Source organism: Algoriphagus sp., from assembly GCF_024305035.1.
Classification (GTDB): domain Bacteria; phylum Bacteroidota; class Bacteroidia; order Cytophagales; family Cyclobacteriaceae; genus Algoriphagus.
The window spans coordinates 17019-30427 of the sequence record NZ_JAMWZB010000042.1; the positions used below are offsets into that span (position 1 = coordinate 17019).

The 13409-nt window shown below is 42.6% G+C and carries 14 protein-coding genes; 7 read left to right on the top strand and 7 right to left on the bottom strand.

The window, feature by feature from the left end; genetic code table 11:
- The first annotated feature begins 33 nt into the window (after positions 1-33).
- Positions 34-2547 carry a zinc-dependent metalloprotease gene (locus Q0L00_RS18195; RefSeq protein ID WP_297338338.1) on the top strand — a complete coding sequence of 838 codons (2514 nt, stop codon included), beginning with the start codon at positions 34-36 and terminating at the stop codon, positions 2545-2547.
- 95 nt (positions 2548-2642) lie between these two features.
- Positions 2643-3053 carry a transcriptional repressor gene (locus Q0L00_RS18200; RefSeq protein ID WP_297338325.1) on the top strand — a complete coding sequence of 137 codons (411 nt, stop codon included), beginning with the start codon at positions 2643-2645 and terminating at the stop codon, positions 3051-3053.
- On the opposite strand, the gene Q0L00_RS18205 is transcribed toward Q0L00_RS18200, so the two are convergent.
- Positions 3050-3280 (bottom strand): hypothetical protein, encoded by a 231-nt coding sequence (locus tag Q0L00_RS18205; RefSeq protein WP_297338326.1) that lies wholly within the window; start codon positions 3278-3280, stop codon positions 3050-3052. The genes Q0L00_RS18200 and Q0L00_RS18205 overlap by 4 nt on opposite strands.
- Positions 3281-3429: 149 nt before the next feature.
- Between Q0L00_RS18205 and Q0L00_RS18210 the strand changes: the two genes are divergently transcribed.
- A complete protein-coding gene (locus tag Q0L00_RS18210) occupies positions 3430-3903 on the top strand; it encodes a YcxB family protein (protein ID WP_297338327.1) in 474 nt (157 codons plus the stop codon).
- 65 nt (positions 3904-3968) lie between these two features.
- Here the strand turns inward: Q0L00_RS18210 and Q0L00_RS18215 are convergent, their stop codons facing one another.
- Positions 3969-4469: a fasciclin domain-containing protein gene (locus tag Q0L00_RS18215; protein ID WP_297338328.1), complete on the bottom strand. Its 501-nt coding sequence runs from the start codon at positions 4467-4469 to the stop codon at positions 3969-3971.
- A gap of 232 nt (positions 4470-4701) precedes the next feature.
- Between Q0L00_RS18215 and rlmH the strand changes: the two genes are divergently transcribed.
- Both rlmH and Q0L00_RS18225 read left to right on the top strand, forming a co-directional pair.
- Entirely contained in the window at positions 4702-5175 is a 474-nt protein-coding gene (gene rlmH / locus Q0L00_RS18220) for a 23S rRNA (pseudouridine(1915)-N(3))-methyltransferase RlmH (RefSeq protein WP_297338329.1), read from the top strand.
- A gap of 99 nt (positions 5176-5274) precedes the next feature.
- On the top strand, positions 5275-6078 hold the full coding sequence (locus Q0L00_RS18225) for a hypothetical protein (protein ID WP_297338330.1): 804 nt from the start codon (positions 5275-5277) through the stop codon (positions 6076-6078).
- Between the two features lie 296 nt (positions 6079-6374).
- On the opposite strand, the gene Q0L00_RS18230 is transcribed toward Q0L00_RS18225, so the two are convergent.
- The 3 genes from Q0L00_RS18230 to Q0L00_RS18240 form a co-directional block, all read right to left on the bottom strand.
- Entirely contained in the window at positions 6375-6887 is a 513-nt protein-coding gene (locus tag Q0L00_RS18230) for an FKBP-type peptidyl-prolyl cis-trans isomerase (RefSeq protein ID WP_297338331.1), read from the bottom strand.
- Positions 6888-7056: 169 nt separating this feature from the next.
- Positions 7057-8766, bottom strand: coding sequence for a capsule assembly Wzi family protein (locus tag Q0L00_RS18235; RefSeq protein WP_363318566.1), 1710 nt, complete (start codon positions 8764-8766; stop codon positions 7057-7059).
- A complete protein-coding gene (locus Q0L00_RS18240) occupies positions 8766-9377 on the bottom strand; it encodes a hypothetical protein (RefSeq protein ID WP_297338332.1) in 612 nt (203 codons plus the stop codon). Before Q0L00_RS18240 ends, Q0L00_RS18235 begins: the two co-directional genes overlap by 1 nt.
- 186 nt (positions 9378-9563) lie before the next feature.
- Between Q0L00_RS18240 and wecB the strand changes: the two genes are divergently transcribed.
- A complete protein-coding gene (gene wecB, locus Q0L00_RS18245) occupies positions 9564-10661 on the top strand; it encodes a UDP-N-acetylglucosamine 2-epimerase (non-hydrolyzing) (protein WP_297338333.1) in 1098 nt (365 codons plus the stop codon).
- Positions 10658-11146: a cupin domain-containing protein gene (locus tag Q0L00_RS18250; RefSeq protein WP_297338334.1), complete on the top strand. Its 489-nt coding sequence runs from the start codon at positions 10658-10660 to the stop codon at positions 11144-11146. Before wecB ends, Q0L00_RS18250 begins: the two co-directional genes overlap by 4 nt.
- Before the next feature lie 53 nt (positions 11147-11199).
- Here Q0L00_RS18250 and Q0L00_RS18255 read toward each other — a convergent pair whose 3' ends face one another.
- Positions 11200-11640: a DinB family protein gene (locus tag Q0L00_RS18255; RefSeq protein WP_297338335.1), complete on the bottom strand. Its 441-nt coding sequence runs from the start codon at positions 11638-11640 to the stop codon at positions 11200-11202.
- 468 nt (positions 11641-12108) lie between these two features.
- The gene (locus tag Q0L00_RS18260) at positions 12109-12810 is read right to left on the bottom strand and encodes an acetolactate decarboxylase (RefSeq protein ID WP_297338336.1); all 702 of its coding nucleotides are present in this window, start codon (positions 12808-12810) and stop codon (positions 12109-12111) included.
- Positions 12811-13409 lie beyond the last annotated feature (599 nt).

The following is a 13409-nucleotide window of genomic DNA, read 5'->3' on the forward strand; positions in this document are numbered from 1 at the left end:
TTTATCTCCAAAATAAAACAATTAAACATGAAAATGACACTACCCAAATTTCTAAAGAGATTGATGTTGGTAGTAGGAGTTTTTGGAGTCATGTTCTATTCTGAGGACAGTTTTGCCCAAAGAAAGAAGAAAAAAGATGCTAAAAATACTCCTGCTGCCAGCGCCCCAGCCAAACCTTCCAATACCAAAGGGCCAAAGCCCTATAAAGAGGTGATCACCAAAGAGGCCGAATCGAAGGATGGCTTATTCAAAGTTCATCAGATTGAGGATAAATACTTTTATGAGATCCCAGATTCTCTTTTTGGTCGGGATATGCTGATGGTGACCACGATTGCCAAAACTGCTGATGGAATTGGTTATGGAGGCGAACGCACCAATACCCTGATGCTACGGTGGGAAAAGGATAAAGACAATGTTCTACTCAGAGTAGTCTCGGTGGATAATTATGCTGCAGATTCGTTGCCCATTGCCATGGCTGTAAAAAACTCCAATTTGGAGCCAATCCTTCAACGTTTCGATGTCAAATCCAGAGGAACTGATTCCACCGGAACCGTGATTGAGGCAACGGATCTTTTTGCCAAAGATGTTCCGGCATTGGGTCTTCAGCGAAATAGAAGAACCCAATACAGAGTACAGCGACTGGATACCGAGCGCTCTTACATTGAACATATTCACACCTACCCCATCAATATCGAAGCTCGCTATGTGATGACCTATGCGGCGCAAAACCCGCCATCCAACAGCAGCACAGGATTGATTACTTTGGAAATGAATTCTTCCATGGTCCTTTTGCCAGCAGAGCCTATGATGCAACGACTAGCCGACCGCCGGGTGGGTTGGTTTAGCAGATCGTACGTAGACTATGGTGCAGATGCACAAAAAGCCGAGTCTAGAAGATACCTTGACCGATGGAGACTGGAAGTAAAGCCGGAAGACATGGAGAAGTTTAAGCGAGGTGAATTAGTGGAGCCTAAAAAGCAAATCGTTTATTACATCGATCCGGCTACACCTAAAAAATGGGTACCTTACCTCAAGCAAGGTGTGGAAGACTGGCAGAAAGCATTTGAGGCTGCAGGGTTCAAGAATGCCATCATTGCAAAAGAGGCTCCCACTCCTGAGGAAGATCCAACCTGGAGCCCAGAAGATGCGCGCTATTCGGTAATTAGATATTTTGCTTCAGACATTCAAAACGCCTACGGACCTCACGTTTCTGATCCTCGATCAGGAGAAATCATAGAATCCGATATCGGATGGTATCACAATGTAATGAACCTCCTTAGAAATTGGTACTTCATCCAAACGGCTGCCGTCAATCCTGAGGCGAGAAGCGTACAGTTCAAGGACGAGGTAATGGGCCGATTGATCCGCTTTGTGTCCGCTCACGAGGTAGGGCATACCTTAGGTCTTCCCCATAACTTTGCTTCCTCACATGCCTATCCCGTAGAAAAACTACGCGATGCAGCATTTACCAAAGAAATGGGAACTGCACCTTCAATCATGGACTATGCACGATTCAACTATGTCGCTCAGCCAGAAGACGAAGGTGTCAGCCTGATGCCAGACGTGGGACCCTATGACAAATATGCGGTGGCATGGGGATACCGACCTATTCCAGAGGCCAGCAGTCCAGAAGAAGAACAGCCTATCCTTGATCAGTGGATCATGGAAAAGCAAGGTGATCCAATCTACCGATATGGTCGTCAGGGTAACTCCTATGATCCCACTACCCAAAGTGAAGATTTGGGAGACAATTCGATGAAAGCTTCTGAATACGGTATCGCCAACTTAAAGCGTATCATGCCAAACTTAATGGAATGGACCGCTGAGGAAGACAAGCCTTTCAAAGATTTCAGTGATTTGGAAGAAATGTATGGACAAGTTCTCGGTCAGTTTAACCGATACATGGGACATGTCAGAACCCATGTAGGGGGCGTCATGGAAGTGTATAAAGCATCTGGACAGGATGAGCCGGTTTACACACATAATTCCAAGGAAATGCAAAAATCAGCAGTACGTTTCTTGAACGAAAATCTATTTGCAACTCCGGATTGGTTGATGAATGATCAAATCATCGCCAGAACGGGTGACTTTGGAGCTTTGGAAAGAATCAGAGGTTTGCAGGTAGGAACACTAAATGGTATTCTGGAATGGGGCAGACTCGGCCGGGTGATTGAAAATGAGGCAATAAATGGAGATGAAGCTTACAGCATCACTGAGTTATTTGATGATCTGAGAAGTGGAATCTGGGGCGAGCTTGCTGGAGGCCGTACGATTGATGTACACCGCAGATCACTTCAAAGAGCCCACATAGAGCGACTTGAATTGATGCTGACCGGAGACGAGCCTGAGCTTCCTGCAGCGTTTAGAAGATTTGTTGGACCTCAAATCAATGCCTCTCAATCAGACATCAGACCCATTGCAAGAGGGGAACTGAAAACCCTGCAGCGTCAAATCAACGCCGCGATCGGACGGACTTCGGACCGCATGTCAAAACTTCATTTGGAAGACCTTTCTGAGCGAATTGAAATGATTTTAGATCCTCAATAAACTAGGAAAAGCAATCCTCCATCCCTTAAAGGCGTCCGATTGGGCGCCTTTTTTTGTGAAAGCTGAATTGCGTAAATTTGGAGGAACAATAAGCCATGAGTACAGCACATACCATTTTAAAAAGCCATAAGCTTCGAGTGACAGACTGTCGCTTGGAAATCATCGGGGAATTTCTTCGCAAACAAGTCGCCTTAGCTCATAGTGACTTGGAAGAAAGTCTAAACAATCAATTTGATCGGGTGACTATTTATCGGACTCTTAACACGTTCTTGGAGCAAGACATTATTCACAAGGTCCTCGATGACAGCGGATCGACCAAATACGCCTTATGTGCTCATCAAGATGCACATGATCACGATCATGAGCATGTGCATTTCAAATGTGAGATTTGTGGAGAAACGACCTGTTTGGAAACTATCAGTCTTCCCTCAGTCAAACTACCTGACGGATTCAAAAAAAGAGAAATGAATCTACTGGTACAGGGAACCTGCGATAAATGCCATTAAACCTCCAAGGGTTCCCTAACCGGCTTTTGAATAGGGCCCTGACCTGGCCAAACTACCCCCGGAGGCAAATCAATATGTGGAGGCTTTTGATTCTCGATTCCCCCATCTCCATCATCTCCATTAGGCTTGTCCTTTTTTAGCGCATTCTTAGTCATCATCGCCACAAAGTAAATGACGATTACGTAAGCAAATCCCGCCAGAAAAAGGTTGATCAGTAAACTACTCATGCTCAAAAATTTGTTAAAATATACTATACTATAGGTTTTAAATCAATGAATGTCCCAATTGTTTTACAGTCAAGCCCCAATCAATGATTTTTCCCGGCTTGTTTTATCCCTCGGATAGATGGATATTTGCGCTCTGAAAAAGTAAAGTGATGATTGTAAAAACCAAAAAATATCAATTACCGACGGGTACCTACATTAAAATGGGACTTGCAACTGTACTCAAAGAACAGTGGTGGGTCATCTTAATCGCCTTGGCTATTTGCTGCGGATATTTCTGGATCGCTTCCATTTGGTGGATCATCGGAGCCTTGATTGCCTACGGGCTTTACGTCTTGTTTTGGGCAATTCAGTTTACCGGGGTGACCCAAATGGAACAGAATAAGGTCATCTTTGAAAAGCTAGCCTATGAGATTGATTCCCGTCAAATTTTGATGAAAATCAACACCAAGCAGGGAATGCCCGTACAGTGGAATATGATCAAAAGGGCGGAATTAAAAAAGGACGCTTTTGTTCTGTACATGTCCAAAGCTCAGTTTATTCATCTTCCTTTTCGGATCTTTAATTCGGACAACGACCGAAAATTTTTGGAAACGATTCTCAAGCGAAAAGAGCTGATGAAATAAAATTTATTGCATAAAAAAGCCTTCGAAAATGAATTTCGAAGGCTTTTGTGTTTTTTAACTCAGAATTACATGGCAGGAAGAATCACCGTATCAATTACGTGAACTACACCATTGTCAGCTTCAATATCCGCAGCTGTTACTGTAGCATCATTGATCATGGCTTTTCCATCCTTTAATGTCACCGTGATTTCTCCACCCTGTACCGTTTTTGCTTTCTGACCATTCTTCAGATCCGAAGACATGATTTTTCCAGGCACTACATGGTAGGTCAAAACTTTCACCAATTGATCCTTATTCTCAGGCTTCAACAAATTTTCAACCGTTCCAGCTGGCAGTTTCGCAAACGCATCGTTGGTTGGAGCAAAAACAGTAAATGGTCCATCTCCTTTCAATACATCCACCAAATCACCTGCTTTCACCGCAGCAACCAAGGTGGAAAGGAATTCAGTGCTTACCGCCAAATCGACGATATCAGCCTCTACTTCGTGTACTTCTTCGGCTCTTGGAGCAAAGGCAGACGCAACAAAAAACATTGCGACCAATAAAAGACTTGTTAATTTTTTCATGACAGTTAAGAGTTTTTGGTTTATAGTAAGAAAAACAGCCACTTAGCCTTTTTGTTTAAATTTTAATTATAATAATTCAACAAAATAAATTAATCTGCCTCCAGACCCTCAAAAGGGGAATTATACACCAAAAAGAAATTTCTTTTCTTTTCTAAGACCTCAAAACTTCCTTATCCTAAATCAAAAAGACCTAGGGCAAGCCAACGTTTTTAACGAATTCCTATCTTTAAGTATGCTTATCAAACTCATTGCAATCGGAAAAACAGACAATCAAGCCATTCAACGTCTGATCGATGACTATTCCAAGCGGCTGAATTTTTACATCAAGTTCGAGCTGGAGCTCATCCCTGATCTCAAAAGCACCAAATCGCTCTCAGAAGCCCAGCAAAAAGAGAAGGAAGGGGAGCTAATTTTAAAAAAAGTACTCCCTTCAGATGAATTAATTCTTCTGGACGAAGGGGGAAAAATGTTCAGTTCGGTGGAATATTCGCAGTTCCTCCAAAAGAAAATGAATAGCGGAGTCAAGCAACTTATTTTTGTAATCGGTGGGCCCTATGGTTTTTCAGAGGCAGTCTACAATCGTGGTCAAAGCAAAATCTCACTTTCTAAAATGACCTTTTCCCATCAAATGATCCGCCCGTTTTTTATTGAGCAGCTTTATCGAGCAATGACCATTTTGAAAGGCGAACCCTATCATCATCAATAGATTAAGGAGCATCAGAGACTAAAAAAGTTAAGAAAATGTTTTTCTAATGTTAACAAATTGTTAATTTTAGAGTATAATTAGTAACATTATCTTTACTTCATGACGCGCTCAGTACTGGCTCTTTTGGTTTTCCTTTCTGGCCTTAGCTTTTCAGCTTTGGCCCAGGAAGGTGTTGCAGAAGTAGTTTTTGAGACTGATCTGGAGAAAAACATGTGGGAAAAAGGAATTAAAGAGGCAAACCCCTACCCCTTATTTTTGGCCGTACATGCCAATGACCATACCCCAACTGATGCTTGGCAAAAAGTTCTCACGGCTACTGAAAAGAAATTTAAACGAACTGGAGTTGGTCTTAAATTACTCCGCACGATCTTTGAAAAAAGCCATAAATATTTATTTAAAACCTACGCACAGCATTCCAGTTTCAATCAAATGCTTCAAGACGGATCCTTTGATTGCGTCAGTGGTTCGGCCACTTTGGCGATGATACTCGATCAATACGGCTTTGACTATGCTATCATCGAAACCGATTACCATGTATTTATTACCACCCAATTAAATGGGTCCACCATTATCCTGGAGAGCACACTTCCCATCGGAGGAATGATTACCTCTGCTACCGAAGTGAAAAAGTACTTGGCCAATTATCAAGGAGAATCAGAAAACCAAGGCCTTGCCTTAACTCAACGGTTAGGAGCTCCTGCGCTCGATGATTCGGACAATGGTATTTTTAGAAAAGTGGACCTTCAACAGCTCGCCGGTCTACAATATTACAATGACGCCATTGCGCATTTCAATGAGCAATCCTTCGATATCGCGGTTGATCAGCTGGAAAAGGCTTACCAACTTTATCCTGCTGACCGGATCGCTGGTCTGAAGAAATTGGCCCTAAGCCAGAAAAAATAAAATCAGGCACACATTCCCTTGAACTAAAAAAGGCCTCTATCGAATGGATAGAGACCCAAATCTGAAACCCTCACCCCTAAGGGTTCAGATTATTAAAAAAATAATATCCTCACTTTGAGCCCCTTAAATCATAAAGGCAATAAAGAAAGCAATTAAGGCTACCCGTTGGATTAATAATGGAATTTTCATAGCATGAGCTTGGTTCGAAAAGCTCTCAAAGTAAATGGATTCAAAAATCTTCCCCAATACGACAAATGCCCTATCTACGCGACAGGGCATTGGCATTTTTCTTTAAATCAATGGGCGTGGCCACCCGGCCCATGAACATGTCCGTGTTCTATTTCTTCTGGGTCGGCCTCTCGAATGGATTCAATTTTACCTTCAAAATGCAGATCCATTCCTGCCAAAGGGTGATTGAAGTCCATGTGTACGCCTCGGTAATCCACTTTGGTAATTTCTCCACGCATCTGATTGCCTTTATCATCTTGCATAGGGATCACCTTACCTACCTTCAATAACTCCTTGTTTTTCTTCCCATCTTCTTTGAAATTCGCCTTGGGAATAACAGCTGTTTTAAATTCATCATAGTCCCCATAGGCGTTTTCGAAGTCAATAAACACCTCAAAGCGGTCACCGACTGTTTTGCCGACCAGAACTTCTTCAAGTTTGAGAAGGATGTTTTGATGTCCCATCAAGAAATGAAAGGGCTGTTCAGCCCTGACTGACTCATAATCCACCGGCCCCGATTCTCCATCATCCACCCGCAAGTGATAGGAGATCGCAACCACTTTGTCTTTTTCTGCTTTCATAATTTTTCTGATTTTTAGAAACTTTTTCGCAGACCAAATCTACTTTGAAAATCAGGTCTGATGCCTTGTCCTCTTTGAGCAACGGTGACCTAAGCCTACTTGAATAAACCTTCCACGCTGGGTTAAGTCCGCTCCATTTTCCAAGGCTCAAAAATACGGATCTAAAATTTTACTTGAACAAATAACTTACACTCAGCTGAGCTACAAAATTCTTCCGGTCGTATCCCGGAACGAAGTACTGATCAGGATCATTTTCCAAATACCATTTGTAATTCAGCGTATTGACATACTGAAATCTTCCGCTCAACAGAATATTGTCAAATCTCCAATCGGCCACCAACGAAGGGACTAAATCCACATACTTATTTCGTAAGTCCTTGGACGCTTCGTAGCGATAGTAATAAAAGTCATTGTTGTACACGATCCGTTCAAACTGGAATCCGATCCGATTCATCTTGTCTACCCAGGCAAACTCCACAAAAATCTGATTGCTTGCCGGTCCATTTCCAATTCCCAAAACCTGCCCTTGATGCGTGTATCCATGCCGGATATGATCGTGAATGTACCAGGTCCGCATTTGGCGGATTTCTTCCCGTATGGTTTGCCCACTCTGCGTCATTTCCGAACTGATCTGAAAATATCGACCCTGCTTTTTCAGCGGCATCAAGTGGGAAAAGCCAAAGGTGAAGGCTCTTCCCTTTTCAGGAGTAATCAGAAAATCTTCCAAGACCCGACTATTTCCCCGAGTCCCGTACTCTCCATAAAACTCAAAATGACCCTCCTGACTCAGCCAGCGAAAATACCCCGAACTAAATTGCTGCCTTTTATTCCGAATGGGGTCAAATACATTTTCCGGACCCTTTCTTCCATTGAAAATGGGCAACAAATCCGCAAGTTCGGAAATCTCATTTCGATAAACTTGACTAGTCGAGCCATAGCCTAAAAATAAGCCCGGAATCCACTTGGGTTGGTAGGTCAATACCAAACCCGAAAGGTAGCGTTTCCCGTTTTCCCGCTTGGGAATCAAAACCGGATTTTGCTGAATGGTATAATCGGGATGAGGAGGAAGAAAATTTGTGGATTTCAGAAAACCAGAAATCAATTGTCCTTCAAAAGATCCAATTTTGGTTTGGACGGGCCTTCGTGTATTGACTGTAAAATGCAAAAATCCAGGCGCATTATTTCCCATCAAAAGGGAATTACGCCTACCGGGCCCCCACCAGAGATTTTCGGTGGATAGGCCAAGAGAATATTCCTTGTAATTGAAGCGAAAACTGGACTGACCGGCATAAAGCCTATTGAAAGACCTTGTCCCAAAGCGCTCTGGCATATCGATCCGGTTCATGTATTCATAGTAGAAAAGAATCGTTGCCTGATGCTCGATTGGAAAACCGATGTAATCCTTGTTTTGAGCGATTAAAAATTCAGGTTGGAGCTGAAGGGAAAAATTGCCCAATTCCGCAAATCCCCCAATGCTGTACACCTGTTGCAAGCCCCTGTTCGGAATCATCGCACCATCGTTGACACCAAAGGCATAATTGGAATTAAACTGCATCCGGTAGCTTGCTGGAAGCAGTAAAAACTTCAATTGACCAACAGAGTCAATTTGGATTTTGTGATGAACACCACTCCGGTCAAAGTCCACCACTGAACTGTCTAAGTCAAATCCATCCTTTACTCCAAAAACTTCCGTAGGATAAAGGGGCCGAATCATCCAGGAGGCTGAAGAATCCACCTTACCTATAAGCTGAGCCCTACGTAAATAATCGTCCAAAAAGGGCATCCCTACCGGGATGGTCTGTCCTGAAACGGGAATTGCCAGCCCAAAAAAGAACAAAATGGGAAGTAGCTTACTATATATTTTTTTCTTTCTCATCATCAGTTCACTACTAGTGCTTCCACAGTAACGCTTGCGATCGACCAAGATTCATCACAGACCGGGTCAGCAATTCCCTCGTTTCTCAAATCGCTATTCCAAAATATGCGCACATTTGGATTCCGATGGGGAATCAATTTTGAAATACGGTACCGAGTGGTGTAATTCGGAAAAGCTCCAAATAGACACAATCCTGGCATATTGGTTTGAGTCGAGCCTTGCTTGGGACGATTCTGCCTGAAATAATCATTGGGATAAGACTGATAAAGACAATAAGTCGATTCACAAGGGGAATTGGAAAAAGTAGTCCGAAACACCTCTTGATTATCAATTCCAAAATACCAATAGTCTGGTCCTCCGATTCCATCATCGGCATTGCCGTCCCAAGTGTCATGGATTAGGATTTCAGTCGTGATCTTCAAAACATTGTGCGTAGGTAAATCGCTCAGACGCATGGCAACTGTATCATTATGATAAAATCCCGCAATCGTATCATTTTGAAAAATAAAAAGCTTCCCGTTTTCAAATCCTGCCAAATCCAAATCCGAAAAATCATTTTCATAGACCACGACGGTGGATTCCAGCGTATCGGTACAGGAATTCATACTGATCATCAACCCGAAAAATAAGAATAGAGTAACTATCCTTTTTCTACCTCCAAAATTCATGTACACGTAATAATTTTTTTAACAGTCTACAAATAAACGAAAAAGGCGCTAAAACGGACGAAGCATTTTTCTTCAATTTATCCCTAGCACTATAATTGAATGCTTATTTTTGCAACAAATTCTACCAGTATCATGCCGACTTTTACCCTTGTCGCCGGGGCGCGACCAAATTTTATGAAAATCGCTCCAATTATCCATGCTTTTCAAAAGCAACAACAAACCCTATCCGATCTTCATTTTCGACTCATCCATACTGGACAACATTATGACAAAAAGATGTCGGGAGACTTTTTTGAGCAGCTTAATATTCCCGAGCCTCATGCCAACCTCGGCGGTGGTGGGGGTACACAAGCCGAGCAAACAGCTGCCATCATGGTGGCTTTTGAAAAGGAATTGATGGAAAACCCATGCGATTTGGTGCTTGTCGTCGGCGATGTGACCAGTACCCTCGCTTGCTCGATCACAGCAAAAAAATTGTGTATAGACGTAGCTCATGTGGAAGGGGGGATTCGTTCGGGTGATTTAACGATGCCAGAGGAAATCAATCGCATGGTCACTGACTCGATCACAGATCATTTTTTTACCACCTCCGAAATCGCCAATGAAAACCTTCGAAAAAGCGGCTTCGCCGAAGAAAAAATCCACTTTGTAGGAAATACCATGATCGATACGCTTCTGGCCAATTTGCCTCGACTCCAACAGCCCGAGGGCGAATTATTTAAACAGCTGAACCCTCGAAATTATTTTGTCATGACCATGCACCGCCCTGCCAATGTGGATCAAGAACATAAACTCAAAGCGATGATTCAGGCGATTTTAGAGGGTACGGGTGATTTACCCATTGTCTTCCCGGTGCATCCCCGAACTGCCAAAAACCTGGAAGCAATCGGAATTCAAGATGACCGCCTTCACATGTGTGAACCCTTGGGCTATCTGGAATTCAATTACCTGGTCAAAAATGCCAAAGCTGTGATTACCGATTCGGGGGGAATTACCGAAGAAGCCTCAGTGATGAACGTGCCCTGTATCACGCTCCGAGACAACACCGAACGGGCCGAAACCATTCATCTTGGCACCAATGAACTTGTCGGGACAGATCCTGCCAAACTGAAGCCCTACTTGGAAAAAATTATGGACGGGGAATGGAAGCAATACCAAGGAATTCCGCTTTGGGATGGGAAAACAGCGGAGCGAATTGTTTCTATCTTACAAAAGGCCTATACGGTATGACAAGCCAAGCCCGCATTACTCAGCTCGTCGAAGAGTTAGCAATGAAGCCACATCCTGAGGGAGGTTTTTACGTGGAAACCTACCGGTCCCCAGAGACGATCATGACTGCAAATGGAGAGCGAAGCTTGATGACAGTGATTTATTTTTTACTCCGCTCGGAGGACGTTTCCCATTTTCACCGGATTCAAAGTGATGAGCATTGGTTTTGGCATGAGGGAAGTCCATTGACGGTCCATGTATTAAATCACAGTGGCTATGAAATGCTCCAGCTCGGGCCGATCGGAAGAAGGAATTGCAAACCTCAACAGCTTGTTCCGGCCAAAATGATTTTTGGGAGTACGGTGGATGAAACAAACAGCTATGCTTTAGTTTCCTGTGTGGTTGCACCGGGATTTGATTTCAAGGATTTTGAACTTTTGAAAAGAAAAGACTTACTTACCCAGTTTCCAGGGAATGAGAAGATTATATTACTATTGAGTAGGTAAAAGATAAAAGCCACCAATTAAAATTTAGATTCTCTAGACTAAGAGTAAAAGAGTTAATTCCCATAGTTGAGAATCAAAGCCAACTGACCGGAATGATAGGCAGTATGGGTCACAATTCTTCCAAAAGCTGCTGCCTTTGTCTTTTTCCCAAACTCTTTAGTTTCTATCCATGCTGACCAATCTTCCTGGGCCAAAATCGCTTTTTCTAGCATCTCTGCTGCATAAGTCGAAAATTGCTTCAGCTCATCAAGACTTGTCCATTCCCCGGTATCCTTTCCTGCGATCAGCGTTTTTGCTGTAATTTTCACCTCAGAAAATCCAAAAACATTCTTCGCAAAGAGCAATTCAACCTCAGCAATATGACGGATTAAAAAACCCGCTGAATTGGGACTCCCTCCATGTTTTTTAACCAAATCTGCTTCCGTGATTTTATCCAACAAGTTGGTAAAGCGAGTCCTTCCTTCTTTCCAGAGTTGGATTAATTGTACGTTCATATTTTATTCATTTTTACAGCCCCAAAGGGCCCGGGGAGTTTCTACTGGTTTTGTCAAATCAAATTTTATGGAAATACGTTTCAGAACCGATGCGTCTCAAGTTTTTGGTCAAGGACTCTTCACCGACCCTAATCCCCCAAACATTACCAGCAGCGTAGGGAATTAAATCCGTGGTCTCCTGATCAGCAGGAAACACTTGCATTGACGAAAACCCTGCATTAGAACTTTCCGAAAATGAGTACACTCATTCTCTAAACTATCCTTTTGACCAGGTTCATGCGTTAGTTTGATTCGCCCGCTAATCAATTTCTATAATTTGTTTTTAGAGGTCACCTGGAATCTCCGCTTTGATAACAATTATACCCCTGGGTGACGCTTTGGTCATGCTCGATTTCATAAGGACAACTATTCACTAACCAAAACCAAGCGGCTGTTAAGATATCCCTTTTTGAGGAAAGGAAAGGGGTATCATCTCAATATTTCGGAAGGGAAATAAATAACAGCCCGACTCAGCTCACTGGAAAATTGATCCAAATGCCCGGTGTAATTTCCATTTTTTGACAAAAAATGAACATGAATATCCGAATCATGATGCGTATAGATTCTTCTTCCTTCTCTCGAAAAGACACCAATCAACTGGCCGAATTCATTTTCATGCTCAAAAACCTTTCGATCTTGACCCTGCACATAACCATTAATTTCAGGACTTCTGGGAGTGAGGATGTGTGTGGACATTTGATCAAAAACCCCTTCAACTTTAAAGAAAAAGGGAAGGCCCAAATCAATCCCTTGAGCTTGTGCAGTTTGTTTAATGACTGCCTCTAGTTCTTGAAGTGAATTCACCGTGCCATCCAAATTCACCTTCTCCCATTTACTAACGTTGGCATAAACCAAGAATGGAGATCCCCCTTGCAATTTGTAAGAAGTAGTTACTTGGTCAGACTTGACTGAGGATACATATACTTTACCATCCACAGCAGTGACTTCCCCCTGCATCTTTCCAAATGGTCCGAGCGCTACCAAAGCATCATACCGCTGAAGGGAGTCCAAAGCAATCCTAGGGGCAAAACCATTGTTGCCCATCTCACTCATCGCTCCCTGATGCATCACTTGGGCTATACAAAAGCTGAAAGAAAGTACAAGCAAGGAGGTTAAAATCAGATACTTCATACTAAAACAGCTAGAGACTAATGCAGTAAAACTAAGCATACCTCCTCAATTCCTAGCTATCCAAACACACAAAAGGATGTTTTCGGTAAAATAAGTTCGTGTCTGTAATTGATTTCCAAAGGTCTCATGGAATCACGCAGGATAAATAGTCATACCTGAGTGTAACTTTTGAGTCATGGTCGATTTTATCTGACAATCCATTAGTTAGTTATCCCTTCTCCACAAATTACTCCTCTAAGAAGCACCAGAACTAGGCCTCGGGGTAGTCCAAAAATAACTCGAAAATCGGTGCTTAGTTTTTTATTACGAATCTAGGAATTGGATCTATTAAATGGAAATAGGTCCCCTATCCTTTTCCCCTTGGGTATATATCGCTTAGGCTATCTTCTCTCTATTAAATAAACTATACCTGCCTAAGGAGAGAACAATACGAGTAAATTAATAGAAGTAAAAGTAGGGTTATACCTTTAAGCATAACTTTGGAATAATTCCGGTTTGTGAAGACGCAAATCGGGAAAAATAAATCCTGAATCCGTGGCTTCACTAAATCGAGTAGGAAGGTAGGGATTATTTCCCTACCTGTCCTCTCACACCACCGT